This is a genomic window from Stutzerimonas stutzeri (assembly GCF_019090095.1).
Lineage (GTDB): Bacteria > Pseudomonadota > Gammaproteobacteria > Pseudomonadales > Pseudomonadaceae > Stutzerimonas > Stutzerimonas stutzeri_AN.
This window is the reverse complement of the sequence record NZ_JAGQFP010000001.1, coordinates 1,144,292-1,170,434: the sequence shown is the minus strand read 5'-3', so window position 1 is coordinate 1,170,434 and position 26,143 is coordinate 1,144,292. Positions and strand designations below refer to the sequence as shown.

Annotated in this window: 23 protein-coding genes and 2 tRNA genes; 19 read left to right on the top strand and 6 right to left on the bottom strand. The window is 62.0% G+C overall.

Annotated features, from left to right (window positions below; genetic code table 11):
* Positions 1-9: 9 nt before the first annotated feature.
* The gene (locus tag KVO92_RS04995; protein WP_217474534.1) at positions 10-1,170 is read left to right on the top strand and encodes an SGNH/GDSL hydrolase family protein; all 1,161 of its coding nucleotides are present in this window, start codon (positions 10-12) and stop codon (positions 1,168-1,170) included.
* Between the two features lie 337 nt (positions 1,171-1,507).
* Here the strand turns inward: KVO92_RS04995 and KVO92_RS04990 are convergent.
* The 3 genes from KVO92_RS04990 to KVO92_RS04980 all read right to left on the bottom strand — a co-directional run bounded on the left by KVO92_RS04990 (position 1,508) and on the right by KVO92_RS04980 (position 2,088).
* Positions 1,508-1,584 (bottom strand) — tRNA-Met (locus tag KVO92_RS04990).
* Positions 1,585-1,756: 172 nt separating this feature from the next.
* Positions 1,757-1,833 (bottom strand) — tRNA-Met (locus tag KVO92_RS04985).
* 45 nt (positions 1,834-1,878) lie between these two features.
* A complete protein-coding gene (locus KVO92_RS04980) occupies positions 1,879-2,088 on the bottom strand; it encodes a hypothetical protein (protein ID WP_217474533.1) in 210 nt (69 codons plus the stop codon).
* A gap of 159 nt (positions 2,089-2,247) precedes the next feature.
* Between KVO92_RS04980 and KVO92_RS04975 the strand changes: the two genes are divergently transcribed.
* The 3 genes from KVO92_RS04975 to KVO92_RS04965 all read left to right on the top strand — a co-directional run bounded on the left by KVO92_RS04975 (position 2,248) and on the right by KVO92_RS04965 (position 3,944).
* Complete coding sequence (locus KVO92_RS04975) at positions 2,248-2,568, top strand: hypothetical protein (protein ID WP_217474532.1); 321 nt, start codon at positions 2,248-2,250, stop codon at positions 2,566-2,568.
* Positions 2,569-2,586: 18 nt separating this feature from the next.
* On the top strand, positions 2,587-2,886 hold the full coding sequence (locus KVO92_RS22595; protein ID WP_254621285.1) for a hypothetical protein: 300 nt from the start codon (positions 2,587-2,589) through the stop codon (positions 2,884-2,886).
* An 83-nt stretch (positions 2,887-2,969) separates the two neighbouring features.
* The gene (locus KVO92_RS04965; protein ID WP_217474531.1) at positions 2,970-3,944 is read left to right on the top strand and encodes a tRNA dihydrouridine synthase; all 975 of its coding nucleotides are present in this window, start codon (positions 2,970-2,972) and stop codon (positions 3,942-3,944) included.
* On the opposite strand, the gene KVO92_RS04960 is transcribed toward KVO92_RS04965, so the two are convergent.
* Positions 3,941-4,687 carry an SDR family oxidoreductase gene (locus KVO92_RS04960; RefSeq protein WP_217474530.1) on the bottom strand — a complete coding sequence of 249 codons (747 nt, stop codon included), beginning with the start codon at positions 4,685-4,687 and terminating at the stop codon, positions 3,941-3,943. The genes KVO92_RS04965 and KVO92_RS04960 overlap by 4 nt on opposite strands.
* Before the next feature lie 116 nt (positions 4,688-4,803).
* Here KVO92_RS04960 and KVO92_RS04955 point away from each other — a divergent pair, with 116 nt between their 5' ends.
* Positions 4,804-5,250, top strand: a complete 447-nt coding sequence (locus tag KVO92_RS04955; RefSeq protein WP_217474529.1) for an Hsp20 family protein — start codon at positions 4,804-4,806, stop codon at positions 5,248-5,250.
* An 89-nt stretch (positions 5,251-5,339) separates the two neighbouring features.
* Here KVO92_RS04955 and KVO92_RS04950 read toward each other — a convergent pair whose 3' ends face one another.
* Both KVO92_RS04950 and KVO92_RS04945 read right to left on the bottom strand, forming a co-directional pair.
* A complete protein-coding gene (locus KVO92_RS04950) occupies positions 5,340-8,222 on the bottom strand; it encodes a GGDEF domain-containing phosphodiesterase (RefSeq protein WP_217474528.1) in 2,883 nt (960 codons plus the stop codon).
* 125 nt (positions 8,223-8,347) lie between these two features.
* On the bottom strand, positions 8,348-9,214 hold the full coding sequence (locus KVO92_RS04945) for a LysR family transcriptional regulator (RefSeq protein WP_217474527.1): 867 nt from the start codon (positions 9,212-9,214) through the stop codon (positions 8,348-8,350).
* Positions 9,215-9,382: 168 nt separating this feature from the next.
* Between KVO92_RS04945 and leuC the strand changes: the two genes are divergently transcribed.
* The 14 genes from leuC (at position 9,383) to KVO92_RS04875 (ending at position 26,027) form a co-directional block, all read left to right on the top strand.
* Positions 9,383-10,810 carry a 3-isopropylmalate dehydratase large subunit gene (gene leuC, locus KVO92_RS04940; RefSeq protein WP_217474526.1) on the top strand — a complete coding sequence of 476 codons (1,428 nt, stop codon included), beginning with the start codon at positions 9,383-9,385 and terminating at the stop codon, positions 10,808-10,810.
* 10 nt (positions 10,811-10,820) lie between these two features.
* Positions 10,821-11,468: a 3-isopropylmalate dehydratase small subunit gene (gene leuD, locus KVO92_RS04935; protein WP_217474525.1), complete on the top strand. Its 648-nt coding sequence runs from the start codon at positions 10,821-10,823 to the stop codon at positions 11,466-11,468.
* A gap of 46 nt (positions 11,469-11,514) precedes the next feature.
* Positions 11,515-12,279 carry a class I SAM-dependent methyltransferase gene (locus KVO92_RS04930; protein WP_217474524.1) on the top strand — a complete coding sequence of 255 codons (765 nt, stop codon included), beginning with the start codon at positions 11,515-11,517 and terminating at the stop codon, positions 12,277-12,279.
* Positions 12,280-12,316: 37 nt separating this feature from the next.
* Entirely contained in the window at positions 12,317-13,399 is a 1,083-nt protein-coding gene (gene leuB / locus KVO92_RS04925; RefSeq protein ID WP_217474523.1) for a 3-isopropylmalate dehydrogenase, read from the top strand.
* Between the two features lie 174 nt (positions 13,400-13,573).
* Complete coding sequence (gene asd, locus KVO92_RS04920) at positions 13,574-14,686, top strand: aspartate-semialdehyde dehydrogenase (protein WP_217474522.1); 1,113 nt, start codon at positions 13,574-13,576, stop codon at positions 14,684-14,686.
* Positions 14,687-15,169: 483 nt separating this feature from the next.
* A complete protein-coding gene (locus KVO92_RS04915; protein ID WP_217474521.1) occupies positions 15,170-17,887 on the top strand; it encodes a FimV/HubP family polar landmark protein in 2,718 nt (905 codons plus the stop codon).
* A gap of 2 nt (positions 17,888-17,889) precedes the next feature.
* Positions 17,890-18,753 carry a tRNA pseudouridine(38-40) synthase TruA gene (gene truA, locus KVO92_RS04910; RefSeq protein WP_217474520.1) on the top strand — a complete coding sequence of 288 codons (864 nt, stop codon included), beginning with the start codon at positions 17,890-17,892 and terminating at the stop codon, positions 18,751-18,753.
* A 134-nt stretch (positions 18,754-18,887) separates the two neighbouring features.
* Complete coding sequence (locus KVO92_RS04905) at positions 18,888-19,511, top strand: phosphoribosylanthranilate isomerase (RefSeq protein WP_217474519.1); 624 nt, start codon at positions 18,888-18,890, stop codon at positions 19,509-19,511.
* A gap of 223 nt (positions 19,512-19,734) precedes the next feature.
* Positions 19,735-20,628 (top strand): acetyl-CoA carboxylase, carboxyltransferase subunit beta, encoded by an 894-nt coding sequence (accD, locus tag KVO92_RS04900; RefSeq protein WP_217474518.1) that lies wholly within the window; start codon positions 19,735-19,737, stop codon positions 20,626-20,628.
* On the top strand, positions 20,625-21,929 hold the full coding sequence (folC, locus tag KVO92_RS04895) for a bifunctional tetrahydrofolate synthase/dihydrofolate synthase (protein ID WP_217474517.1): 1,305 nt from the start codon (positions 20,625-20,627) through the stop codon (positions 21,927-21,929). Before accD ends, folC begins: the two co-directional genes overlap by 4 nt.
* Positions 21,922-22,542 (top strand): SPOR domain-containing protein, encoded by a 621-nt coding sequence (locus KVO92_RS04890; RefSeq protein ID WP_336512602.1) that lies wholly within the window; start codon positions 21,922-21,924, stop codon positions 22,540-22,542. The genes folC and KVO92_RS04890 overlap by 8 nt, the downstream gene beginning before the upstream one ends.
* Before the next feature lie 126 nt (positions 22,543-22,668).
* The gene (locus tag KVO92_RS04885) at positions 22,669-23,181 is read left to right on the top strand and encodes a CvpA family protein (protein ID WP_217474516.1); all 513 of its coding nucleotides are present in this window, start codon (positions 22,669-22,671) and stop codon (positions 23,179-23,181) included.
* A gap of 79 nt (positions 23,182-23,260) precedes the next feature.
* On the top strand, positions 23,261-24,766 hold the full coding sequence (purF, locus tag KVO92_RS04880; RefSeq protein WP_217474515.1) for an amidophosphoribosyltransferase: 1,506 nt from the start codon (positions 23,261-23,263) through the stop codon (positions 24,764-24,766).
* A 49-nt stretch (positions 24,767-24,815) separates the two neighbouring features.
* Entirely contained in the window at positions 24,816-26,027 is a 1,212-nt protein-coding gene (locus tag KVO92_RS04875) for an O-succinylhomoserine sulfhydrylase (protein WP_217474514.1), read from the top strand.
* The last annotated feature ends 116 nt before the right edge of the window (positions 26,028-26,143 follow it).

The window sequence follows — 26,143 nt, the reverse complement described above, 5'->3', positions numbered from 1 at the left end:
GCGAAGCAGATGGATAATCTCCCGATCACCACACCTATCACCGCAACCCTGCTGAAGGGCGCTATCGAGCTGGAGCAAACCGAGTTCGGCGTGCTCCCGCATCGCTTGCCGGCGAGCGCGCGCTCCCAATGTCCCGACCCGCAGCTGGCCTCGATCGAAACGGAACCGTCTGGTGTCCGCCTGCAGTTTCGCACGGCCGCTACAGCGCTCGAACTCGACGTCATGCCAACCCGAAGGGAGCTCGTGGGCGTACCTCCACGGCCAAAGGGCATCTACGACCTATGCGTGGACGGGCAACTGGTTCGTCAGCAATCTGCCGATCAGGCAGCGATCTTGCGCACGGACATGTCCAGCGGAGCGACCGCTCGTGAACCCGGAACGATTCAGACCCTGCGTTTCGAGGGACTGGCTGGCCACGACAAGCTCGTCGACATCTGGCTTGCGCACAATGAAATCGTGGCGCTCGGGGAGCTGCACTCGAACGCTCCTGTCCGCCCGGTCGCAGACGAGGGCAGACCGATATGGCTCCACCATGGCAGTTCGATCAGTCATGGATCGAATGCCACCTCGCCGACCGGTATTTGGCCGGTTGTTGCGTCCCGCATGGCAGGTGTGGACCTGTTTAACCTCGGCTTGAGTGGCAATGCCCTGCTGGATCCGTTCGTTGCGCGCACCCTCCGGGACATGCCTGCGGATCTCATCAGCGTCAAGATCGGCATCAACCTCGTCAATGCGGACTTGATGCGATTGCGTGCTTTCGCACCGGCGGTTCACGGGTTTCTCGACACCCTGCGCGAAGGTCACCCCGGCACACCGCTTCTGGTCATCGCGCCGATTTCCTGCCCCATTCACGAAACCACACCTGGACCCAGCATGTTCGATCTGGAGGCTCTGGCCGAAGATGAGATCAGGTTTCAGGCTTCTGGTCGCCCTGATGAAACGGGTGCGGGCAAACTCACGCTGACGATCATTCGCGAGCATCTTCAAGCCATTGTCGAGCAGCGCTCGGTGGGTGACGCCAATATCCATTACCTGGACGGCCGCGAACTGTACGGCGAACAGGATCATGCTCGCTTGCCTCTGCCTGATCGGCTGCATCCAGACGCGCACACGCACCTTCTGATCGGCGAGCGCTTCGCTCCGTTGCTTCGTCGACAGTGGCGCCGATAACAGCGCCTCGGCGTGCCGAGCGGTGCTCAGACGTTCGGCAGCCTTATGTCGCTAGTGAGTGTGCACTAGCAAGACGAGGCAACGAGAGGCCTGTCCCCCACCCGGACGACCGGCAAGCCGCCGTAGCGCGGATGTTCCATGAGCGGCGCAACGGTGAATCGCCACATCGCAAGACGAAGTAAGGAGGGAGAAGAAGAGATCGCCGATATCAACCGGACGTCAGTAAGCGCATGGTGTGCTGACGCCCGCGGATGAAAGCTAGAGATCGCAATCGGCGGATGCCGTAAGTACTCCGGCCAAACGAAAAAGGCCACTCAAAGAGTGGCCTTTTCGTATTTGGTTGCGGGAGCCGGATTTGAACCGACGACCTTCGGGTTATGAGCCCGACGAGCTACCAGACTGCTCCATCCCGCGTCTGTGGGGCGGCATTCTACAGGCTCGAGGTCCGATGTCAACCGTAAGCCGGAAAGAAAGCGTTTTTATTCAAATGGTTAGCCGTTTCGCTCAGGCTGCCGTGCAGCGTTGGCACCGACACAAGGGCGCCCTGGAACGAAAAAGGCCACTCATGAGAGTGGCCTTTCGTATTTGGTTGCGGGAGCCGGATTTGAACCGACGACCTTCGGGTTATGAGCCCGACGAGCTACCAGACTGCTCCATCCCGCGTCTGTGGGCCGGCATTCTACAGCTTTCGGCGGCGCTGTCACGGCTTTATTGGGCGATGGCGCGATTTATTGCAGTGCCCAACGAAATCTTGGCGCCCGATTTCGCGGTTGCCTCGCCGATTCCCTGGTTTCGCGGTGCGTTCGTCCCGGCTTTGTGATGGTAGCGGGTGACTCGCAGCATGCCCCAGAGCATGGCCAACGCGGCGGCGCTCCAGCCGACGATCATCAAGAGAATTACCACAGCGGGTGCAATCATTGTTGGATTCCTTTCTAACCGGACAACTGCTCTCTGATGAATCGGACCCGGGTTCGGAACGACGGTTCCGCTCGCCGTTGGTCGGGTGCTCTGAACGACAGTGCACGGTGCCTCTGTCGGGGTGCCTAAAGACTGACCGCACTGCTGTGAGGAGGTCCCATGCGCAAAACTCTGCTCATCGTGCTTGGCACGCTGGCCGGACTCGTCGCGACGCTGGACGCGGCCGGCGGAACGCCTGCTGCGGCGGCCGGCACATACGGGTTGGCCCAGAACACAGGCGCGGCCGACCGGTCGCTGGGCAATGGCTCCATGGGGCTCGGTGACGGCATCGAACGGTTACCCGACCCCCCGGAAGCGGGGCACGAGGAAAAAGACAATCAGCATGGATCAAGGGCTTACGACGAGGCGGACCACGGCGACACTCACCCAGACATGGAGCACCGACCGCGTCGAACGCTGGGCGATCGGAACGATGACTGACTGTGGAGGAATGACGACATGCTGAACAAACTACTGCTGATGAGTGCCGGGTTGATGTTCGTTTCCGGCGTGGCGTTAGCCGAAACCGACAGCGATCTGTCCAGCCCATCGACTACCGGTACCGGCGCGATGGAGCAACCGTCATCGCAGATTGATGATGCGGGCCCGGATAGGCAGGGTCTCGACGAGCCTGAAGATGCCGATACCCCCTCTGGGCTGGGGACCATGGGTGCTGGCGCCAGGGGTACCACCGGCGGCATGGGCGCGACCACCGGGACCGATACGCTGGAAGACCGCGACGACGAAACGGATCAATAGCCGCCAGGTGGCGCGACGCAGCCGTTTCTTCGTCTCGGCCGGCTCCGTACAATGCGCACCTTTTGCGATTCGAGCGGTTCTTGATGCAGATTGCCTTGGCGCCGATGGAAGGCCTGGTCGATGAGATTCTTCGTGACGTATTGACCGGTGTGGGCGGCATCGACTGGTGCGTGACCGAATTCATCCGGGTCTCGGATCGTCTGCTGCCGCCGTCCAGTTTCCGCAAACTCGCACCCGAGCTCGACACGGCTGCCAGGACGCGGGCAGGCACGCCGTTGCGGGTGCAGTTGTTGGGTTCCGATCCGCTTTGCCTGGCGGACAACGCCGCCTTCGCCTGTACCCTCGGCGCGCCCGCCATCGACCTCAACTTCGGCTGCCCGGCCAAGACCGTGAACAAGTCTCGGGGCGGTGCGGTGCTGCTCAAAGAGCCGGAACTGTTGCACAGCATCCTGCTGGAAGTGCGCAAGGCCGTCCCTGCCCACATCCCCGTCACCGCCAAGATGCGGCTGGGTTTCGACAGCCCCGATGGCGCCCTCGACTGCGCGCGGGCGTTGGTCGACGGTGGCGCCGAGCAATTGGTGGTGCATGCCCGGACCAAGGTGGATGGCTACAAGCCGCCGGCGCATTGGGAGTGGGTCGCCAGGGTTCAGGACGTCGTCGCCGTACCGGTGTTCGCCAACGGCGATATCTGGTCGCTGGACGACTGGCGCCGTTGCCGGGAGGTCAGCGGCGTCGAAGACATCATGCTGGGCCGCGGCCTGGTTTGTCGGCCCGACCTGGCGCGTCAGATCAGCGCGGCGAAGCAGGGCGCCAGCGTCGAGCCGATGGGCTGGGAAGATCTCCAGCCGCTGCTGGCGGACTTCTGGATGCAGGCGCGCCGCAAGATCTCTCCTCGGTATGCGCCTGGCCGCCTCAAGCAGTGGCTGTCCATGCTCACCCGCAGCTATCCGCAAGCCGTTTCGCTGTTCGCGCAGCTGCGTCGGGAAAACGATTGCGCCCGGCTCGACGCGTTGCTGGGCCTCGACAGCGAAGCGATCGCCTGCAAGGTCGCGCTCTAGCGTCCGCCGCTGACGTCCAGCAGTGCACCGCTGGTGTAGCTGGCCTTGGCGCTGGCGAGCCAGAGGATGGCCTGGGCAACTTCTTCGGCTTCACCCCCGCGGCCCATGGGTACGCTGGCCTTGACGCGCTCGACCCGTCCGGGCTCGCCACCGCTGGCGTGGATCTCAGTGCGGATGATGCCCGGTCGGACGGCGTTGACCCGGATGCCCTCGGCGGCGACTTCCTTGGCGAGTCCCAGGGTCATGCTGTCTATCGCGCCCTTGGCTGCGGCGTAGTCGATGTATTCGTTCGGCGCGCCGAGCTTGGCGGCGACCGACGAGACATTGACGATCGCGCCGCCGTTGGCTCCGTGACGGGTGGACATGCGTTTCACCGCCTCGCGGGCACAGAGAAAGCTGCCCGTGACATTGACGGCGAACACGCGCGCCAGCCGCGCGGCATCCATGTCTTCCAGGCGCATCTGGCGTTCCAGCATGCCGGCGTTGTTGACCAGTACATCGAGCCGGCCGAACTCGGCGTCGATGGCGGCAAAGAGCGTCGCGACCTGGGCTTCGTCGGCCACGTCGGCGGCGACCGCGATGGCCCGGGCTCCGCTGCGCCGAAGTTCATCGAGCAACTGCTGCGCGGCGTCCTGCCGGCGATGGTAATTGAGACAGATCGCATAGCCTTCGGCCGCCGCGAGCCGCGCAGTGGCGGCGCCGATGCCGCGGCTGGCACCGGTGATCAGCATGACTCTGGACATAAAAAATCTCCGACGAACGGTCTTGAAATGAAACGGCCAATACCTATCTAGGGCGATACAGGATGCCGAATTCGGGTCCTGTGGTAACCACTCGCTGAATCTCAGGAGATAGCAAAATGACCAGTTTTTCGATGGCTCCACTGTTCCGCCAGTCCATTGGCTTCGATCGCTTCAACGATCTGTTCGAGTCGGCCCTGCGCAATGAGGCGGGCAGCTCGTTTCCACCTTACAACGTGGAAAAACATGGCGATGACCAATACCGCATCATCGTAGCAGCCGCTGGCTTTCAGGAATCCGATCTGGACCTGCAGGTCGAGCGTGGCGTGCTGACCATCAGCGGCGGCAAGCGCGAAAGCACGGGCGATAACGTCACCTACCTGCATCAAGGCATTGCCCAGCGCGCCTTCAAGCTCTCGTTCCGCCTCGCCGACCATATAGAGGTCAAGGGCGCTGCGCTCAACAACGGCCTGTTGGCGATCGAACTCGAGCGCGTCGTGCCGGAGGAGGCCAAGCCCAAGCGCATCCCGATCAATGGCGAGCGCCTGGCGCTGGAAGAGGCCTGATCCGCAGGATCGAACGCCTGTAGCGTTCTGCTGACTGAAGTGAACCCCGCCGCACGGCGGGGTTCTTTTTTGGCGTATCTGAATACGGATCAGCGATGGGCCGAGTGCGCTTCCAGCAACTCGCGGAACGCCGCCAGGCGCAGCGGCTGGCTGAATAGATAGCCCTGGTACAGGTGGCATCCCTTTTGCTGGAGCAGATCGAGCTGGGCCTGCTGCTCGACGCCTTCGGCAATGACCTCCAATCCCAGGCTTCGCGCCATCGCGATGATTGCGCGGATGATCTCGACGTCGTTGGAATCCTCCAGTGCATCACGAACGAATGACTGGTCGATCTTCAGCAGATTCACCGGCAGGCGTTTCAGGTACGTCAGCGAGGAATAGCCCGTGCCGAAGTCATCCATCGCAAAGCTCACCCCATGCCGGCAAAGACGGCGCATTTTGGCGATGGTGTCGTCGAGGTTCTGGATCACGATGCCTTCGGTGATCTCCAGCTTGACCATCTCGTGGGGCAGCTCGGCGGCTTTCAGCGTCGCGAGGATGCGTTCGACGAACTCGCTCTGGCGGAACTGGCGGGGGCTGATGTTGACGCACAGGCTGAAGCTGTCGGCCTGCACCAGGCGACTGGTCAGCAGGGAGGCGCCGATCCGGCAGGCTTCCTTTATGACCCAGTCGCCGACCTCGACGATCAGGCCGCTTTCCTCCAGAACATCGATGAACTGCGCCGGTGACCGCGCGCCATGCTCCGGGTGGTGCCAGCGCAGCAGAACTTCAGCGCCGATCACCGCGCCGGTACGTGCATTGACCTGTGGTTGCAGTTGCAGCTCGAACTCGTTGCGCTGCAACGCGAGACGGAGCTCGCTTTCCAGCTTCAGGCGCGCACTGGCCGCTTCCTGCATGGTGGAGCGAAACAGTTGGATGGCGTTACGCCCGGCATCCTTGGCCCTGTAGAGCGCAATGTCGGCGCGCTTGAGCAGATCGGGCGGCGTTTCACCGTGATCCGGCATCAGCGCGATGCCGATGCTCGGGGTGACCTGCAGCCGATTCCCCTCGAATACCATGGGTTCGGCTAGCAGGGTTCGCAGCTTTTCTGCGAACTGCCGAACGTGCCGGGTCACTTCCGAGCGCCTGCCGGTCAGGCCGGTCAACAGCACCACGAACTCATCACCGCCAAGGCGGGCGACCGTGTCTTCCTGACGAATGCTGGCCTCCAGGCGGGCGGTGATCATTTTCAGCACGGCATCGCCAACTGGGTGCCCCAGCGAGTCATTGATGTGCTTGAAATGGTCGAGGTCGAGAAAGAGCAGGGCGCCCCGCATGTGGTGCCGCTTATGCAGCGATGCTTGCTGATTCAGACGCTCCATCAGCAGTGTGCGGTTGGGCAGGTTGGTCAAAGGGTCATGGTAGGCAAGGTGCTGGATCTGTGCGCGAGCGGCCTTTAGCCGGCTGATGTCACGGGCCGAGAGCAACAGGCAGTCGGTGCCGTTGAGTTCGATCGGCTCGACCGATACTTCTATATGCCTGGGCTTGCCGTGACGGTCCTGACCGACCATTTCCCAATTGCTGACGCGCCCGTCGCGCTCCAGTCTTTCGAGAAGCTCCCGGCGCTGGTCGCCCGGCCAGAGTTTCAGTTCCGCAGAGGTACGGCCGATGGTTTCTTCGGAACGGTAGCCTGTCAGTCGGTAGAAGCCTTCGTTGGCTTCGATGAAGCGCCCGGTGCTGCGCTCACTGATGATGATGGCGTCAGGGCTGGAGTGAAAGGCGGTGGCGAATTTGGTCTCGCTTACCTTGAGCGCGGCTTCGGCCTGCTGACGCTTGGTAATGTCTCGGAAGGTGGTGACGATGCACAGCCGTCGCTCGATCCGAATGAAGCGACTGGAGACGACGCAGGTCACCAACTCGCCGTTTTTCGTGCGAAATTGCGCCTCGGCGTTGTCCAGGCGCTGATGGCGCGACAGCTGCTCGTAGAGTGACCTGCGCTGCGCCTCATCGCGCCAGATGCCGATTTCCGGGGCCGAGCGCCCAATGATCTCGCTGCTCTGCCAGCCGAAAACGGCGCTGAAGCTGGGGTTGATATCGATGAACACGCCGTCGCGGATGCGCGAAAGCGAGATAGGGTCAGGACTGCCCTGGAACAGGGCGGAGAACTTGGCTTCGGACGCGGCGAGGTATTGCTCGCGCAGGACCCGCTCAGTGACGTCGATGATGATCCCGGCCATCCGCAGCGGCTCGCCGTAGGGATCTCGATACAACTTGGCGGTGCTTTCCAGGTGCCGTGTCACGCCGTTTGGGTGCTGCGCCTGGTAGGTCGTCTGGTAGGTCTGGTGCCGCCCGGCAAGCAGGTCGCTGTATGAGTCGCGCATGGTTTGCCGGTTGTTCGGCGCGACGCTGCGGAAGAATTCGCGAAACGAGCCGTCGAACGGGCCTTCGGTCATCCCGTGCAGTTCCGACGCCCGAGCCGATGCGTAAAGCCGATCGCTGGGGATGTGCCATTCCCAGTAACCCAGCTCTGCCGAGGCGAGCGCCAGTTCGAGGCGCTCCTGGCTGTCTTCCAGAGCCTGGGCCTGAATATGCTGCTCGGTGATGTCCCGCACCGTGCCCATCAGGATCCCTGGCTCCGTTCCGGCAGCTTGCGGCAGGCCCTCTATCTCGAGCCAGCGTACGCTGGCGTCCGGTAGCCGCACGCGATGGCGAATGCGCAGGTGTGTCTCGTCGCCCGCCTGTACCGAGCGGGCAATGGCCTCGACATCGGCTCTATCCTCTTCGAACACCAATGCCAGGTACCGCTCCTGGGACAGTTCAGCGAGCGGCTCAGCAAGCCCGAAGAGGCGGCAAGTACCGGTAGAGGCATGCATGACGCCCCGATGCAGATCCCATGACCAGATACCCAAACCCGCATCGCTGAGCATCGACAGTAGTCGCGTGGCGTCCTGCCAGGGTTTGGCGCCAAGATTAGCGGACTCAGGCGGCAGCATGAACGGCCTCGATCGGATGGAGCCAGACGTCGCGCTTCGGTCGGCAGGCGGAGCTCATGAGATTCCCTTGGCCTTATCGTTATGCGACGAACTTATCCGTAGCTGATGGCAAAGTGCAAGTGCGGTTAGTCGGCTTCCAGCAGCGCCATGAACGCCTTTGCGGCGTTGGACAGGGTGCGCTCGGTATGGGTGATGTAGCCGAGCTGCCGCGACAACTGGACCCCCGGCACGGGCAGGCGCACCACCTGTTCATCGAGCATGGTGCGCGGCAGCACGCTCCAGGCGATGCCGATGGAGACCATCATCTTGATCGTCTCCATGTAATTGGTGCTCATCGCAATGTTCGGCGTGAGGCCCTCGCGCTCGAACAACCGCTGGGCAATATGGTGGGTGAAGGTGTTGCCACCCGGAAAAACGGCCGGATAGCGGGCAATGTCTGCCAGCGTGATTTCAGGGGTCTTCGCCAAGGGGTGCTCGGGCGCGACCACGAAGTCCAGCGGATCATCCCAGACCTTGCGGGCTCGAACCGGCGGGGCCGTTTGTGGCGCGAGCGTGATCACGGCGAGCTCGGCACGGCCGTGCAGCACCTCCTCATAGGCAATTTCCGAGTCGAGAAAACGGATGTCCAGGTTGACCTGGGGGTAGGCGCGAGTGAATGCCCTCAACAAGGGGGGCAGGCGATGCAGGCCGATGTGGTGGCTGGTCGCCAGGGAGAGTCGACCGCTGACGTCGCCGTTGAGATTGGTCAAGGCCCGGCGGGTATCGTCCAGCACATTGAGGATCTGATAGGCACGCGGTAACAGCGCCCGGCCGGCTTCGGTCAGACCGATCTCGCGCCCCAGCCGATCGAACAGCCGCACATTCAATTGCGACTCCAGCCCTGCAAGCCGCTTACTCACCGCCGGCTGGGTCAGATGCAAGCGCTCTGCTGCCAGGGAAAAGCTTCCCGTCTCGGCGATGGAGATGAAGGCGTTCAGGTTGGCGAGGTCCATCGGGCTGCTCCGCTGGGTGCGTCGGGTCGTTTGGTCAGGTGACTTTACGTTATTCCTTCCTGGAATGCTTTGGATGAAAAATATGAATTTGAGTAATTCGATCGCAACTCATAGCATTCACCCATAAGCAAAAGGGCTATAGCCCAACGTACTGATGAGGAAAGTCCGATGGCCGGCAAAACGCTCTACGACAAGCTCTGGGAAATGCACGAGGTCAAGCGTCGTGATGATGGCTCCTCGCTGATCTACATCGACCGTCACATTCTGCACGAGGTGACCTCACCGCAAGCCTTCGAAGGGCTGCGCCTGGCTGGTCGCAAGCCGTGGCGTATCGACGCCAACATCGCCACGCCGGATCACAACGTGCCGACTACCAAGGGCGAGCGCCAGGGCGGTCTGGAAGCCATCGCCGACGAGGTGTCGCGCATCCAGGTGCAGACGCTGGACGAGAACTGCGATGACTTCGGCATCCTTGAATTCAAGATGAACGACATCCGCCAAGGCATCGTGCACGTCATCGGCCCGGAGCAGGGCGCGACCCTGCCAGGCATGACCGTGGTGTGTGGTGATTCCCATACGTCGACGCACGGCGCCTTCGGCGCGTTGGCGCACGGCATCGGTACCTCGGAAGTCGAGCATGTGCTGGCCACTCAGTGCCTGGTGGCAAAAAAGATGAAGAACATGCAGGTCCGTGTCGAGGGCAAGCTGCCCTTCGGCGTGACCGCCAAGGACATCGTGCTCGCCGTGATCGGCAAGATCGGCACGGCCGGCGGCAATGGCCATGCGCTGGAATTCGCCGGCAGCGCCATCCGCGAACTGTCCATGGAAGGCCGCATGACCATCTGCAACATGTCCATCGAGGCAGGCGCCCGGGTTGGCATGGTCGCGGTCGACGAGAAGACCATCGCTTATGTCGAAGGGCGGCCGTATGCACCCAAGGGCGCCGACTGGGAGCGCGCCATTGCCGCCTGGAAGGACCTGGTGTCCGATGACGATGCGGTGTTCGACACCGTCGTCGAGCTGAATGCCGAAGACATCAAGCCGCAGGTCAGCTGGGGCACTTCGCCAGAAATGGTGCTGGCCGTCGACCAGAACGTGCCGGACCCGGCCGCCGAAGCCGATCCGGTCAAGCGCGACTCCATCAACCGCGCGCTCAAGTACATGGGTTTGCGGGCCAACCAGCCGATCACCGAGATTCAGCTCGATCGCGTATTCATCGGTTCCTGCACCAACTCGCGCATCGAAGATTTGCGCGCGGCGGCTGAAGTGGCGAAAGGGCGCAAGGTCGCGGCGACCGTCAAACAGGCGATGGTCGTGCCGGGCTCGGGCCTGGTGAAACAGCAGGCCGAAGCGGAAGGGCTGGACAAGATCTTCCTGGAAGCCGGTTTCGAGTGGCGCGAGCCGGGCTGTTCGATGTGCCTGGCGATGAACCCGGACAAGCTCGGCAGTGGCGAGCACTGTGCATCCACGTCCAATCGCAACTTCGAAGGACGGCAGGGCGCCGGCGGCCGGACCCATCTGGTCAGCCCGGCGATGGCCGCCGCGGCGGCCGTGACCGGTCGTTTCGTCGACGTACGTGAATTGATCCAGGCCTGAGGAATCCGACATGAAGCCATTTACCCAGCACACCGGTCTCGTCGCGCCGCTCGATCGGGCCAACGTCGACACCGACCAGATCATTCCCAAGCAGTTCCTGAAGTCGATCAAGCGCACCGGGTTCGGCCCCAACCTGTTCGATGAGTGGCGCTACCTGGACGTGGGCCAACCCAACCAGGATTGCGCGAGCCGCCCGGTGAACCAGGAGTTCGTACTCAACTTCCCTCGCTACCAGGGCGCGAGCGTGCTGTTGGCACGCGAGAATTTCGGTTGCGGGTCGTCGCGTGAGCACGCGCCCTGGGCGCTCGAGGAGTACGGCTTCCGGACGATCATCGCGCCAAGCTTTGCTGACATCTTCTACAACAACAGCTTCAAGAACGGTCTGCTGCCGATCGTGTTGAAGGAAGAAGAGGTCGATGCGCTGTTCGAGCAGACCGAGGCCACAGAGGGCTACCAGCTCACCGTGGACTTGGCAGCGCAGACCGTGACGCGCCCCGATGGCGTGCAGTACAGCTTCGAGGTCGATGCGTTTCGCAAGCATTGCCTGCTCAACGGCCTGGATGACATCGGCCTGACCCTGCAGGACGCAGACGCGATCAAGGCCTTCGAAAGCGGGCATCAGCAGCGTCAGCCCTGGCTGTTCGGCGCGATCCGCTAGCCATCACCGCGCCAGTCGGCGTCGCTCGTCAAATCAGGAGCCGTGTATGAACGTCAACGGTCACAGCCAGGTGGTACAGAAGCAGTTCGGGGAGCAGGCCGATGCCTACCTGAGCAGCGCGGTGCATGCACAAGGCGCGGAGTTCGACGAGCTGCTCGTGGCGGTGGCCGGGCGGAGCGATGCGCAGCTGCTCGATCTGGGGTGCGGGGCGGGACATGTCTCCTTCCACCTGGCGCCGGCCGTGGGCAAGGTCATCGCATACGATCTGTCCCAACCCATGCTCGATGTGGTTGCCCGCACAGCGCAAGCGCGCGGGCTGGATAACATCGAGACGGTGCATGGTGCGGCCGAGCAGCTGCCGTTCGAGGACGCCCGCTTCGATTTCGTTGTCAGCCGTTATTCGGCCCACCACTGGAGCGATCTCGGCCAGGCATTGCGTGAAGTGCGACGCGTCCTCAAACCGGGTGGCGTGGCAGCCTTCGTCGATGTCGTCGCGCCTGGCGTGCCGCTGCTCGATACACACTTGCAAGCCGTGGAATTACTGCGTGACAACAGCCACGTTCGCAACTATTCGCCGGCCGAGTGGGCGCGTCAGCTGGGCGAAGCCGGGCTGCACGTGACCTCTGGCAAGCTGCAGCGCCTGCGTCTCGAGTACCACTCCTGGGTCGAAAGGATGCGTACGCCCGAGGTGTTTCGCGCCGCCATTCGCCAGTTGCAGACCGGGGCCAGCCAAGAGGTCCGCGACTATTTCGAAATTGCCGACGACGGCTCGTTCAGCACCGACGTGTTGCTGATCTGGGCCGGACGTTGATCCCAACCTGGCGTTCTGCGCCTAACGAGAGAGCACGATGAGCAAACAGATTCTGATTCTTCCCGGTGATGGCATCGGTCCGGAAATCATGGCCGAAGCGGTCAAGGTGCTACAGCTCGCCAATGACAAGTTTCAGCTCGACTTGCAGCTGAGCTATGACGAGTTGGGCGGGGCGGCGATCGACAAGTACGGCGTGCCGTTGGCTGACGAGACCCTGGAGCGGGCCCGCGCCGCCGATGCCATCCTGCTCGGTGCTGTTGGCGGGCCGAAGTGGGACACCATCGACCCGGCCATCCGTCCTGAGCGCGGCCTGCTGAAGATTCGTTCGCAACTGGGCCTGTTCGGCAACTTGCGTCCGGCACTGCTGTATCCGCAGTTGGCCGAAGCCTCCAGCCTGAAGCCCGAAATCGTTGCGGGCCTGGATATTCTGATCGTTCGCGAACTGACTGGCGGCATCTATTTCGGCCAGCCGCGTGAGAGCACGGTGCTGGAGAACGGCGAGCGCATGGCCTTCGACACGCTGCCCTACAGCGAGAGCGAGATCCGGCGCATTGCCAAGGTCGGCTTTGACATGGCTCGTGTACGCGGCAAGAAACTCTGCTCGGTGGACAAGGCCAACGTCCTGGCCTCCAGCCAACTCTGGCGCGCCGTGGTGGAAGAGGTCGCGAAGGATTATCCGGATGTCGAGCTCAGCCACATGTACGTCGACAACGCGGCGATGCAGCTGGTACGCGCGCCGAAGCAATTCGACGTGATCGTGACCGACAATATGTTCGGCGACATCCTGTCGGACGAGGCCTCCATGCTCACCGGCTCGATCGGCATGCTGCCGTCGGCGTCTCTGGATTCGAACAACAAGGGCATGTACGAACCCTGCCACGGCTCGGCGCCGGATATCGCAGGCCAGGGCATTGCCAATCCGCTGGCAACCATCCTTTCGGTGTCAATGATGCTGCGCTACAGCTTCAACCAGGTCGTGGCCGCGGATGCCATCGAGCAGGCTGTCAGCAACGTCCTCGACGAGGGCTTGCGTACCGGTGATATCTGGTCCGATGGCTGCCAGAAGGCCGATACTCAGGCAATGGGTGACGCAGTAGTCGCGGCGCTCGCGAAGTTGTAATCTCTCAGGTCCCATTGCACCGGCCGTTGACAGAGCTTGCGGGCGACGGCTAGGCGGAAACGCCGAGTGATGGCGAGGCGCGCGGCACCGCGTGCCCTCGCTTTCGAACCCGAAAGCGTGTGTTTTTGTTATCGACGGCCTGCCAGGCGGGCCACATATATATAGGTAGTTGCGATGAAACGTGTAGGTCTGATCGGTTGGCGCGGCATGGTCGGTTCCGTGCTCATGCAGCGGATGCTGGAAGAGCGGGATTTCGACCTGATCGAGCCAGTGTTCTTCACCACCTCCAACGTAGGCGGTCAGGGCCCCTCGATCGGCAAGGACATTGCCCCGCTGAAAGACGCCTATAGCCTCGATGAGCTGAAGACGCTCGATGTGATCCTCACCTGCCAGGGCGGTGACTACACCAGCGAGGTCTTCCCGAAGCTGCGCGAAGCGGGCTGGAAGGGCTACTGGATTGATGCCGCGTCGACGCTGCGCATGCAAGACGATGCCGTCATCGTGCTCGACCCGGTCAACCGTAAGGTGATCGATCATCAGCTGGATGCCGGCACGCTCAACTACATCGGTGGCAACTGCACCGTCAGTCTGATGCTGATGGGGCTCGGCGGCCTGTTCGAGCACGGCCTGGTCGACTGGATGAGCGCCATGACCTATCAGGCGGCCTCCGGTGCCGGCGCGCAGAACATGCGTGAGCTGATCAAGCAGATGGGCAGCATCAATGCATCGGTCGCCGATGAGCTCGCCGATCCGGCCAGCGCTATCCTCGAAATCGATCGCAAGGTTGCCGAGTGCCAGCGCTCCGAGAGCTTCCCGGTCGATAACTTCGGCGTTCCGCTGGCCGGTAGCCTGATCCCCTACATCGACAAGGAGCTGCCGAACGGCCAGAGCCGGGAGGAATGGAAGGCGCAGGCGGAGACCAACAAGATCCTGGGTCGTTTCAAGAGCCCGATTCCAGTGGACGGCATCTGCGTGCGTGTGGGTGCGATGCGCTGCCATAGCCAGGCGTTGACCATCAAGCTGAACAAGGATGTCCCTATTTCGGATATCGAAGGCATGATCAGCCAGCACAACCCCTGGGTGAAGCTCGTTCCGAACCATCGTGATGCAAGCATGCAGGAACTGAGTCCGACTTCTGTGACCGGTACCTTGAGCGTCCCGGTTGGGCGCTTGCGGAAACTGAACATGGGCTCGCATTATCTCGGCGCCTTCACTGTCGGCGACCAGTTGCTCTGGGGTGCTGCCGAGCCGTTGCGCCGCATGCTGCGCATCCTGCTCGAGCGATGAACGCGTAAAAGGTGAGCAAAAGCGCCTCGGCATCGCCGCGGCGCTTTTTTTTTGCGTGTTTTTTGCGTGGCCCAAAGGCGGCGGTCGCCACTGGCAGTGCTTCTGAAAGCGCGCTTCGTCGGGCCAAGGCTTAATTGCTCTGCGCCAAAAGTGGTTTCGGCTAAAGTGCGCCTTCCTGTCGATGTCGGTGTCAGGGCTCATTGCCTGCCGGGACATCAGGGATGATCGCGCGGTGCTGAGCCAATTTGTGGATTGTGTCTGATAACTTGCCAAAAGGCGCGACAGGCCAGGGCGTGCGGTCTGGTCGGTTGTTGATAAAACACTATCTGTAAAAGATACTTACTGGGAAATTAGAAGAACTATTCTAGCTACGATGCTGTTTAGGCTTAATCGCTGACGGGGGACCGCCACACGGCGGGCGCAGGCAGTGACTATAAGACCCTCTCGAAGATCCGAGAAAAGTTAAAACAAGGGATTTACATAATGGTTCGGGTTCGCAATCTGGTGCTGGCAATCGCGGCTGCTACCGCGCTGACTTCCGAAATGGCTTATGCGCTGGGGCTGGGAGAGGTCACGTTAAAGTCTGCGTTGAATCAACCGCTGGTAGCTGAAATCGAACTTCTGGATGCTAAAACACTGGCCCCTGGCGAAGTCGTTCCGGTGCTGGCATCCGCAGAGGATTTCAACCGGGCAGGTGTTGATCGCCAATACTTTCTGACGGACCTTACCTTTACCCCAGTTTTACGACCTGACGGCAAAAGCGTCATACGTGTGTCGTCGACCAAGCCGGTTCGCGAGCCGTACCTGAACTTCCTTATCGAAGTGATCTGGCCGAGCGGTCGTCTGCTGCGGGAATACACCCTGCTGCTCGATCCGCCGCTTTATTCCCCGGAGGTGGCGGCTTCGGTTGCGCCCCAACTGCCGATCGCGGCTCCCGTTTCTCGTCCTGCCGCCCCGCGAGCGGCGCCTCCAGCCAAGCAGGCGTCTGCTGGGGCATCCAGTCAGCCGGGCGAGCAGTACAAAGTCACACCGAACGATACGCTCTGGGAAATCGCTGAACGTTCACGGCAGGGTGGCACCGTCCACCAAACCATGTTGGCGATTCAGGATTTGAACCCGAACGCCTTCATTGGCGGCAATATCAATCGCATGAAGAACGGCCAGGTGCTGCGCCTGCCGAACGCCGAGCAGATCGGTCGTCGCTCGCAAGCCGAGGCCATTCAGCAGGTGGCACAGCAGAACGCCAGCTGGCGCCAGACGATGGGCGCATCGCCGGCTGGGGCGCGTCAGCTGGACGCTACGCAGCGCGGTTCGGCTGGTGCGGCTCCAGCCCGCAGCGAGCAGGGCGATAATCTGCGCCTGGTTGCGCCGGAAGCCGGCAAGTCTACCGCTGGTGGCGATGCCGGTGCCGCAGATGAATCCCGAGCGCTGCGTGACAAGCTGGCCCTCACCGAGGAGAGCCTCGACTCCAGTCGTCGTGAGAACCTCGATCTCAAGGATCGCCTCAACGATCTGCAAAGCCAGTTGGACAAACTGCAGCGCCTGATGCAGCTCAAGGATGACCAGCTGGCCAAATTGCAGGCTCAATTAGCGACCGGCGCGGAATCGGGTGCAGGCGCAGCAGCGCCATCGAGTCCGGCCGAAGACAGTGCCAATGAAACGGCGGCTGCGCCGAGTACGAACCAGGCAGCGTCTGAGCCTGCCGTCGAAGCTGAGGCCCCAGCCGCTGCTCCTGCGCCGGAAAAACCCGCAGAGCAGGTCGAAAAGCCCGCTGCGAAGGCGCCTGCGACTCCGGCGCCGGCAGCCCCTGTAGCGCCTGCTCCATCGCCGGAGCCCGATAGCTACATCGATGAGCTGTTAGGTAACCCCATTCTGCTCGGTGTGCTGGGCGGTAGTGCGTTGCTGCTACTGCTGGTCGGGTTGATGGCACTGTCTCGCCGCAACGCAATGAAGGAAGCCGAGCTGCAGGAGAGTCTGCTCGCCGAAGAGTCTCCGGATGCGTTCTACGTGGCGCAGCACGACCTTCCTGCCTCGCAGGTCGAGCCGGTTGATCAGGGCGTCGCGCCTGTTTCGGAGCAGGCTGCTGATCCGCTGGCTGGCGTGAGCAGTGACCCGCTGGCAGAGGCCGATATCTATATCGCGTACGGGCGGTTCAACCAGGCTGCAGATTTGCTGCAGAACGCCTTGAACGACGAGCCGCAGCGCAGTGACTTGCGTCTGAAACTCATGGAGGTCTATGCCGAACTCGGCGACCGTGAGGGTTTCGCACGGCAGGAAGCCGAGCTTCGAGAGATCGGCGGCTCCTCTGCTGAGATCGATCAGGTCAAGGCCCGCTATCCTGCAATGGCCGCTGCGGCAGGTGCTGGCTTCGCGGCCGCCGCGTCGGTTGGCAACGATGACTTCGATACGCTCAACCTGGACGATCTGGAGCTTGATGAGCCGGCTCCCGTGAGCGCGGAGTCCGCTGACAACGGCTTCGATCTAACCTTGGACGACCTTGAGCTGGACGATGGTCTGTCAGACCGTTCGCCCGCTGCGGCCGAAGACGCCACCTCCGAACTGGAGACGTTCAACTTCGACGAGCTCGATCTGGAAACGGCTCCTCAAGCATCGAGCGAACATGACTTTTCGTTCGATCTGGACGAACCCAAGTCGGACTCCGCGTCGTTGGAGGACGAGCTGTCCGGCTTCTCGCTCGATCTGGATGATCAGCCTGGCGTCGCGATCGATGAAGAACCCGCTGCGTCGGCTCAGTCGCCTGCGTCAGAGGCGTTCGAGTCGACTGATGACTTTGATTTCGGCGTGTCCGAGCCCGCACAGCCTGCAGCCATGCCGGACGAGTTCGATCTGTCATTGGACGACGAAGCCGGCGAGCCCGCCCGCCCGGAAGTCTTCTCGTCCGAACTGGAGGAAGTTGAGGCCGAGCTTGACGATCTGTCCCGCAACCTGGCCGAGCCGCTGGATCAGCCAACCGCATCCGAGCCTTTGAACGAGCCCGCTGCGCCGGCATCCGAAGCGCTCGATGACGACTTCGACTTCTTCGCCGATACCGACGAGACCACCACCAAGCTGGATCTCGCTCGTGCCTACATCGATATGGGGGACGCAGAGGGCGCCCGGGATATTCTTGATGAGGTTATGAGCGAGGGCAGTGACAGCCAGCAGCAGGAGGCGCGCGATATGCTCGCCAAACTCGCCTGATCATGCATGAAGCAGTACCTGAAGCGGCAGCCTCTTCGGCTGCCGCTGACGTTTTCAGAATCGCTCTCGGGGTTGAGTACAAGGGCTCTCGGTACCGCGGCTTCCAACGGCAGCGCGACGGTGTGCCTTCTATCCAGCTCTCGTTGGAAAATGCACTGAGCAAGGTTGCCGGTGGCCACCCCGTGGTCCTGAGCTGTGCTGGGCGCACCGATGCGCTCGTTCATGCCTGTGCGCAGGTTGTGCATTTCGATACGCCGGTCATGCGTTCCATGCATGCCTGGGTGATGGGTGCCAACATGAACCTGCCGGGCGACATCAGCGTGACCTGGGCCAAGGAGATGCCCAAAACGTTTGACGCGCGTTTCAGTGCCATGGCGCGCCGTTATCGATACGTCATCTACAACGACCAGATTCGACCGGCCCATCTCGCCGAAGAGGTGACCTGGAACCATCGCCCGCTGGATATCTCGCGTATGCGCGAGGCAGCCAAGGCGTTCGTTGGGACCCATGATTTCAGTGCCTTCAGGGCTCGTCAGTGCCAGGCCAAATCGCCGATCAAGACCATCCATCATTTCGAATTGCTCGAGCACGGCCGGCTTATCGTGATCGATGTTCGCGCCAACGCTTTTTTGCACCATATGGTGCGCAACTTCGCCGGCGTGCTGATGACCATTGGTGCTGGCGAACGACCTGTGGAGTGGGCGCGAGAAGTGCTGGAATCGCGCGTCAGACGAACCGGCGGCGTGACCGCGCACCCTTATGGTCTGTACCTCGTTCAGGTCGACTATCCTGAGCAGTTTCAGCTACCTGAGCGTTATCTCGGGCCGCATTTCTTATCCGGTCTGCCGGACGTCAGAGCGTCATAAGCAGACGCCCGAGCTAAAGGACGAAGGCGCCGCGGCGCGATGAAGGTCGGCTTTCCCGCTACGCCACGCGATGCAGGTTGCAGCCGCCGGCGCTTTTGTTACCATCCGAGGTCTTCTGTCGCAGGTGCCTGCCATTGCCTATCGTTCGTAGCAAGATTTGTGGGATCACTCGGGTCGAGGACGCACTTATCGCTGCCGAGGCGGGAGCTGATGCGATCGGCCTGGTGTTCTACGCCAAAAGCCCGCGCGCGGTCAGTATTCAGCAGGCCCGTGCCATCATCTCCGCCTTGCCGCCATTCGTCACGACGGTCGGTCTGTTCGTTAACGCCTCGCGCTGTGAGCTGAACGAAATCCTCGACGCCGTAGCCTTGGACACGCTGCAGTTCCATGGTGATGAACAGCCGGCCGACTGCGAGGGCTTTCATCGCCCGTGGTACAAGGCGCTGAGGGTCAAGGCGGGAGACGATATCCGCGCGCAGGCGGCGCGCTACGTCGGAGCCAGCGCCATCCTGCTCGATACCTTCGTTGCGGGTGTGCCCGGTGGGACGGGGGAGGTGTTCGACTGGTCGTTGATTCCCGCTGATTTGCCCAAGCCGCTCATCCTGGCGGGTGGTTTGACGCCCGATAACGTTCACCAGGCGGTGACGGAGGTGCAACCCTTTGCTGTGGATGTCAGCGGGGGAGTCGAGGTGAGCAAGGGCATCAAGGATGCCGCCAAGGTTCACGAATTCGTTCGACAGGTTAGAGCAGCGATGTGACGAACCGAGGGCCGTTGCCGTCCAGTTACCATTCGCTGGCTTAGGCGTGCCCGCCATAAATGCCCGTCCGTTAGCTGACGGTTGGGCAAGTTTCAGCGATAGCCCCGATGGGCCAGCGCCTACGCGATGCGGTGAGCTCCAGGTGGAGACCGATCGCAACGATGAATTTGCCGGTGCGTGCAATCGCTACGCGCGGGACTGACAAGCTGTGGAGAATAAAAGCATGAGCAACTGGCTGGTAGACAAGCTGATCCCCTCGATCATGCGCTCGGAAACGCAGAAGAGCTCCGTGCCCGAAGGCCTGTGGCACAAATGTCCGTCTTGCGAGGCGGTTCTGTATCGCCCAGAGCTGGAAAAAACCCTGGATGTCTGCCCGAAGTGCCAGCATCACATGCGCATCGATGCCCGTACGCGCCTGGATATCTTCCTCGACAAAGACGGGCGCGAAGAGATCGCGGCTGATCTCGAGCCTGTCGATCGACTGAAGTTTCGAGACAGCAAGAAGTACAAGGACCGTCTCTCCGCTGCGCAGAAGCAGACCGGTGAGAAGGATGCATTGATCGCCATGCGTGGGACTCTGATGCAATCGCCGGTCGTGGCCTGTGCATTCGAGTTTTCGTTCATGGGCGGCTCGATGGGGGCGATCGTCGGCGAGCGCTTCGTCCGAGCGGCCAATGTTGCGCTCGAGCAGCGCTGTCCTCTGGTCTGCTTTGCTGCATCGGGCGGTGCGCGGATGCAGGAGGCCCTCATCTCCCTGATGCAGATGGCCAAGACGTCGGCGGTGCTGGCCCGCATGCGTGAAGAGGGGTTGCCCTTCATTTCGGTGTTGACCGACCCGGTTTACGGGGGCGTGTCGGCGAGTCTGGCCATGCTTGGTGACGTCATCGTGGCCGAGCCCAAGGCCCTGATTGGCTTCGCGGGCCCCCGCGTGATCGAGCAGACGGTGCGCGAAAAGCTTCCCGAAGGGTTCCAGCGCAGCGAGTTTCTGCTCGATCATGGCGCCATCGATCTGATCGTCCCGCGTTCCGAACTGCGTGCCCGCCTGGCGCGCCTGCTCGCTCAGTTGCAACATCGACCGACCCCGGCCGAGCCTGCGCGGGTGACGGCTAGCGCATGACCGTGCGCAGTCTGCAGGATTGGCTCGATTACCTCGAGCAACTGCACCCGACCGCTATCGACATGGGGCTCGATCGCTGCCGTGAGGTGGCCGCAAAGCTCGGGCTCACGCGCCCGGCGCCTCAAGTCATAACGGTGACCGGCACCAACGGCAAGGGATCGACCTGCGCGTTTATCGCCGAGTTGTTGGTCGGGCAGGGCAAGACGGTGGGCGTATACAGCTCACCGCATTTGTTGCACTACAACGAGCGCGTGCGCATCAACGGCGTCGATGCCAGCGACGACGCGTTGTGCGAGGCCTTCGAGGCGGTAGAGCGCGCCCGAGGCTCGATCTCCTTGACCTACTTCGAAATGGGTACCTTGGCTGCCTTCTGGCTTTTCGAGCGCGAAGGCTTGGACTCCGTTGTGCTGGAGGTCGGTCTGGGTGGGCGCCTCGACGCGGTGAATCTGGTCGATGCCGACGTGGCGGTGGTGACCAACATCGGCCTGGATCATGCGGAGTGGCTGGGTACCACCCGCGAGAGCGTCGCATTCGAGAAGGCGGGTATTTTCCGCTCCGCAATGCCTGCCGTGTGTGGCGATCCCTCGCCGCCGGAATCGATGCTGGCCAGCGCCGCCCAATCCGCTGTGCCGCTGCTCGTGCGAGGCCGCGATTTCGATCTGGAACGCAGCACGGACAGCTGGCACTGGCGAGGCAAGGATCGCGCCGGTAAGCCACTGGAGCTGCGCGACCTGCCAATGCTCACCTTGCCATTGGAGAATGCTGCGTTGGCGCTGCAGGCGTTCATCCTGGCCGAGCCCTCCTGGGAGGCGGAACGGTTGCGCGAGGCGCTTCAGCGCACCCGTGTTGCCGGGCGGCTGGACCGCAGAATAGTCAGCTGGCGAGGCCGCGATCTGCCGATTTTGCTCGATGTCGGACATAACCCCCATGCTGCCGCCTACCTTGCTCGTCATCTACAGAGGGAGCCTCGGCGTGGACGCCGCCTCGCGGTGTTCGGTCTGTTGGCCGACAAGGACCTGGCTGGCGTGATCGATGAACTGCTGCCTGTTCTCGATACTTGGGCGGTCGCGCCGCTGCATAGCCCGCGTTCGCGTGGCGCCGCCGAATTGAGTTCGGCATTGAAGGAACGCGGCGCGGCGGTCAATATCTACCCGGACGTAGCACGGGCGCTCGAAGGGCAGTGCGAGCAGGCGGCCGAGGGCGACCAGATCGTGCTATTTGGATCTTTCTATTGCGTAGCCGAAGCGCTGGCCTGGCTGGATCGGTGCGCGTCGAGTGGAGGGCAAGCTCTTGGTGGATAAAGGATTGCTGCAGCGTATCGTCGGAGCGCTGGTGCTCGTTGCGCTGGCGGTTATTTTCGTGCCGATGCTGTTCAATCGGGAAGATGCGGCTCGCGAAGTTGTCGTTGATGCGCCGCCAATGCCCGAGACGCCCCCTGCGCCTGTGATAGAGACACAGCCTGTCGAAGTCCCTGAGCCAGCAGCCGAGCCGTTTCCGGAAGACTACGAAATCGTCGAGGAAGGACCCGCAACCGAGCCCAGCGCATCTATCGACCCCAGTCCTGCTCCAGTGAAGCCTGAGCCAGCCCCGGTAACGCCCGAGCCGGCTACGGCTGAGCAATCGTCACCGGCCGCTACGGCTGCGCCGGAAGAGAAACGTCTGGACGCGGCAAACCTGCCGGTCAGCTGGTCGGTACAGCTCGCCAGCCTGTCTAGCCGCGAAAACGCCGACAAGCTTCAGAAAACACTGCGGTCTCAGGGCTACAACGCCTACATACGAACTGCGGACGGGATGAATCGCGTGTTCGTGGGGCCGTTGGTCGAGCGGGCCGAAGCCGACCGTCTTCGCGATCAATTGCAGCGGCAACAGAAATTGAACGGCTTCGTCGTACGTTTCAAGCCTGAGCAGGGCTGAGCGCGGGTGTCCGGGGAAGGCGGCAGCGCTTTTCCTGGAGCCGCCGCGAGGAGGCGTCGCGCAGAGCTTACTCCCGGACGGGTGCTCTGCTAAAATGCGCCGCCTTTCTCCCTAGCAGGAAACCACGTGACGCTCACTTGGGTCGATTGGGCGTTTATCGCCGTTGTGGTCATTTCCAGTCTGATCAGTCTGAAGCGCGGCTTCGTCAAGGAAGCGCTCTCGCTGCTTACCTGGATCGTTGCCGGTGTCATCGCCTGGATGTTCGGCGGTGCGTTATCCCATTATCTGGCTGATTTCATCAGTACGCCTTCCTTTCAAGTGATCGCGGCGTGCGCCATCCTGTTCGTCGTGACGCTGCTGGTCGGCGCACTGATCAACTTTCTCATCGGTGAGCTTATTCGTGTCACCGGTTTGTCCGGGACGGATCGGTTCCTAGGCATGGTATTCGGGGCGGCTCGGGGCGGACTGCTGGTCGTGGTGTTGGTGGGGCTTCTGAGCCTTGCCCCGGTTCAGCAGGACCCGTGGTGGCGTGAGTCGGCGCTGGTACCGCATTTTCTACTGGTTGCCGATTGGTCGAAGAACCTGATTCTCGGGTTTGGGAGCCAATGGGTTGCTGGCTCGCTCGATGCGTCGGGCTGAGACGAGTCTTTTCAACGGGCGTGTCGACGGTGTAAGCCAGCGCGTCCGGACAGTCTGTACCAACTGAGAGGTTCCTTGCATGTGTGGCATTGTCGGCATTGTCGGTAAGTCGAACGTCAACCAGGCGTTGTATGACGCACTTACCGTATTGCAACACCGTGGGCAGGATGCAGCCGGAATCGTGACCAGCGACGGCGGCAAGCTGTTTCTACGCAAGGACAATGGGTTGGTCCGAGACGTCTTCCAGCAGCGCCATATGCAGCGCCTGGTCGGTAACATGGGCATCGGTCACGTGCGTTACCCCACCGCGGGCAGCTCCAGTTCGGCAGAGGCCCAGCCGTTCTATGTGAACTCCCCCTACGGGATCACCCTGGCGCACAACGGCAATCTGACCAATGTCGATCAGCTGACCAAGGAAATCTACGAATCCGATCTGCGTCATGTGAACACCAATTCCGATTCGGAAGTGCTGCTCAACGTATTCGCCCACGAGCTGGCCGTGCGCGGCAAGCTGCAGCCCACCGAGGAAGACGTGTTCGCCGCCGTGGCCAAGGTGCACGAGCGTTGCGTGGGCGGCTACGCGGTGGTCGCCATGGTGACGGGCTACGGTATTGTCGGCTTCCGCGATCCGCACGCTATTCGTCCGATCGTCTTCGGCCAGCGCCACACCGATCAGGGTGTCGAGTACATGATCGCGTCGGAAAGCGTGGCGCTGGACGTGCTGGGCTTTTCGCTGATCCGTGACCTTGCGCCAGGCGAGGCGGTGTACATCACAGCCGAGGGCAAGCTGCACACCCGTCAGTGCGCACCGAATCCCCACTATGCGCCTTGCATCTTCGAGCATGTCTATCTGGCGCGCTCCGATTCATTGATGGACGGTGTTTCGGTGTACAAGGCGCGCTTGCGCATGGGCGAGAAGCTCGCGGACAAGATTCTGCGCGAGCGTCCGGATCATGACATCGACGTCGTCATTCCGATTCCGGATACCAGCCGTACCGCGGCCCTGGAGCTGGCCAACCGCCTGGGCGTGAAGTTCCGCGAAGGTTTCGTCAAGAATCGCTACATCGGTCGGACATTCATCATGCCGGGGCAGGCCGCACGCAAGAAATCCGTGCGACAGAAGCTCAACGCCATCGACCTGGAGTTCCGCGGCAAGAACGTCATGCTGGTGGACGACTCCATCGTTCGCGGTACGACCTGCAAGCAGATTATCCAGATGGCCCGTGAAGCCGGTGCCAAGAATGTGTATTTCTGCTCCGCCGCGCCTGCTGTTCGGTACCCGAACGTCTATGGCATCGACATGCCCAGCGCCCACGAGCTCATCGCGCACAACCGCAGCACCGAAGAAGTCGCAGAGCTGATCGGGGCCGACTGGCTGATCTATCAGGATCTCCCTGATCTGATCGAAGCCGTCGGCGGTGGCAAGGTCAAGATAGAAAACTTCGACTGCGCGGTATTCGACGGCAAATACGTGACCGGCGATATCGACGATGCCTATCTGCACAAGATCGAGCAGGCGCGCAACGACGTGAGCAAGCACAAGAGCGTTGCTGGTAGCGCCATTATCGATTTGTATAACAACTGATCGCCCAATCCGGTGGCTTTGCCGCCTCGAACAAGGTGGAAAAACGACTATGACAACCGACTGGGATGCGGGGCGATTGGACAGCGACCTGACCGGCGCAAGCATGGACACGTTGGCGGTTCGTGCTGGCCAGCACCGCTCGCCAGAGGGTGAGCACGGCGAGCCGCTGTTCTTCACCTCCAGTTATGTGTTCCGCAGCGCGGCCGACGCCGCGGCGCGTTTCGCCGGGGAAGTGCCGGGCAACGTCTATTCGCGCTATACCAATCCTACGGTGCGTGCGTTCGAAGAGCGCATCGCCGCAATGGAGGGCGCCGAGCAGGCTGTTGCCACCGCCTCGGGAATGGCCGCCATCCTGGCGACGGTGATGAGTCTGTGCTCGGCTGGCGATCATGTGCTGGTGTCGCGTAGTGTCTTCGGTGCGACGGTTTCGTTGTTCGAGAAGTACCTCAAGCGATTCGGGCTCGAAGTCGATTACGTGCCGCTCACCAACGTGGACGACTGGGTCCCGGCATTCAAGCCCAACACCCGGCTCGTCTTCGTCGAGTCGCCGTCCAACCCCCTGGCCGAGCTGGTCGATATCGAAGCCCTGGCCTCGCTCTGCCATGCCAAGGGCGCGATGCTTGCGGTGGACAATTGTTTCTGCACGCCGGTGCTTCAGCAGCCGTTGGCGCTCGGCGCGGACATCGTCATTCATTCGGCGACCAAGTACATCGACGGGCAGGGCCGCTGTCTGGGCGGGGTGGTGGCCGGCCGAGCTGAGCAGATGAAGGAAGTGGTGGGCTTCCTGCGTACTGCAGGCCCCACGCTGAGCCCGTTCAACGCCTGGGTGTTCCTCAAGGGGCTTGAAACCTTGCGGCTGCGTATGCAGGCCCATTGCGCCAGCGCACAGGTGCTGGCCGAGTGGCTCGAGCAGCAGCCAGGCGTTGAGAAGGTGTATTACGCGGGGTTGGCCAGCCATCCGCAGCATGAGCTGGCCAAGCGTCAACAGCGCGGCTTTGGTGCTGTTCTCAGCTTCGAGGTGGCAGGCGGAAAAGAGGCTGCCTGGCGTTTCATCGATGCGACGCGCCTGATATCCATCACCGCTAACCTCGGCGACAGCAAGACGACCATTACCCATCCAGGGTCGACCACGCACGGCCGGCTTTCGCCGGAAGATCGGGCGACGGCCGGGATCCGCGACAGCTTGATCCGCGTGGCAGTGGGCCTGGAAGACGTGGCGGATATCAAGGCGGATCTGGCGCGTGGACTGGCTGCGCTATAAACCCGACCTAGCGGCGACTGCGATCCTCAACGAACCCCGCGATGTGCGGGGTTTCGTTTTTCAGCTCGGAGCGTTTGCCGGCAAGAAGCTCGACGGCATCGACCGGCGAATCCGAT

Excerpts from the sequence above, each read along its gene's own strand:
- leuD (WP_217474525.1), top strand. The coding sequence starts at position 10,821 with ATGAAGCCATTTACCCAGCACACCGGTCTCGTCGCGCCGCTCGATCGG.
- KVO92_RS04995 (WP_217474534.1), top strand. The coding sequence starts at position 10 with ATGGATAATCTCCCGATCACCACACCTATCACCGCAACCCTGCTGAAG.
- leuC (WP_217474526.1), top strand. The coding sequence starts at position 9,383 with ATGGCCGGCAAAACGCTCTACGACAAGCTCTGGGAAATGCACGAGGTC.
- KVO92_RS04915 (WP_217474521.1), top strand. The coding sequence starts at position 15,170 with ATGGTTCGGGTTCGCAATCTGGTGCTGGCAATCGCGGCTGCTACCGCG.
- KVO92_RS04965 (WP_217474531.1), top strand. The coding sequence starts at position 2,970 with ATGCAGATTGCCTTGGCGCCGATGGAAGGCCTGGTCGATGAGATTCTT.
- folC (WP_217474517.1), top strand. The coding sequence starts at position 20,625 with ATGACCGTGCGCAGTCTGCAGGATTGGCTCGATTACCTCGAGCAACTG.
- KVO92_RS04945 (WP_217474527.1), bottom strand. The coding sequence starts at position 9,214 with ATGGACCTCGCCAACCTGAACGCCTTCATCTCCATCGCCGAGACGGGA.
- KVO92_RS22595 (WP_254621285.1), top strand. The coding sequence starts at position 2,587 with ATGCTGAACAAACTACTGCTGATGAGTGCCGGGTTGATGTTCGTTTCC.
- asd (WP_217474522.1), top strand. The coding sequence starts at position 13,574 with ATGAAACGTGTAGGTCTGATCGGTTGGCGCGGCATGGTCGGTTCCGTG.
- KVO92_RS04960 (WP_217474530.1), bottom strand. The coding sequence starts at position 4,687 with ATGTCCAGAGTCATGCTGATCACCGGTGCCAGCCGCGGCATCGGCGCC.
- KVO92_RS04875 (WP_217474514.1), top strand. The coding sequence starts at position 24,816 with ATGACAACCGACTGGGATGCGGGGCGATTGGACAGCGACCTGACCGGC.
- purF (WP_217474515.1), top strand. The coding sequence starts at position 23,261 with ATGTGTGGCATTGTCGGCATTGTCGGTAAGTCGAACGTCAACCAGGCG.
- accD (WP_217474518.1), top strand. The coding sequence starts at position 19,735 with ATGAGCAACTGGCTGGTAGACAAGCTGATCCCCTCGATCATGCGCTCG.
- KVO92_RS04955 (WP_217474529.1), top strand. The coding sequence starts at position 4,804 with ATGACCAGTTTTTCGATGGCTCCACTGTTCCGCCAGTCCATTGGCTTC.
- KVO92_RS04980 (WP_217474533.1), bottom strand. The coding sequence starts at position 2,088 with ATGATTGCACCCGCTGTGGTAATTCTCTTGATGATCGTCGGCTGGAGC.
- KVO92_RS04930 (WP_217474524.1), top strand. The coding sequence starts at position 11,515 with ATGAACGTCAACGGTCACAGCCAGGTGGTACAGAAGCAGTTCGGGGAG.
- KVO92_RS04950 (WP_217474528.1), bottom strand. The coding sequence starts at position 8,222 with ATGCTGCCGCCTGAGTCCGCTAATCTTGGCGCCAAACCCTGGCAGGAC.
- leuB (WP_217474523.1), top strand. The coding sequence starts at position 12,317 with ATGAGCAAACAGATTCTGATTCTTCCCGGTGATGGCATCGGTCCGGAA.
- truA (WP_217474520.1), top strand. The coding sequence starts at position 17,890 with ATGCATGAAGCAGTACCTGAAGCGGCAGCCTCTTCGGCTGCCGCTGAC.
- KVO92_RS04975 (WP_217474532.1), top strand. The coding sequence starts at position 2,248 with ATGCGCAAAACTCTGCTCATCGTGCTTGGCACGCTGGCCGGACTCGTC.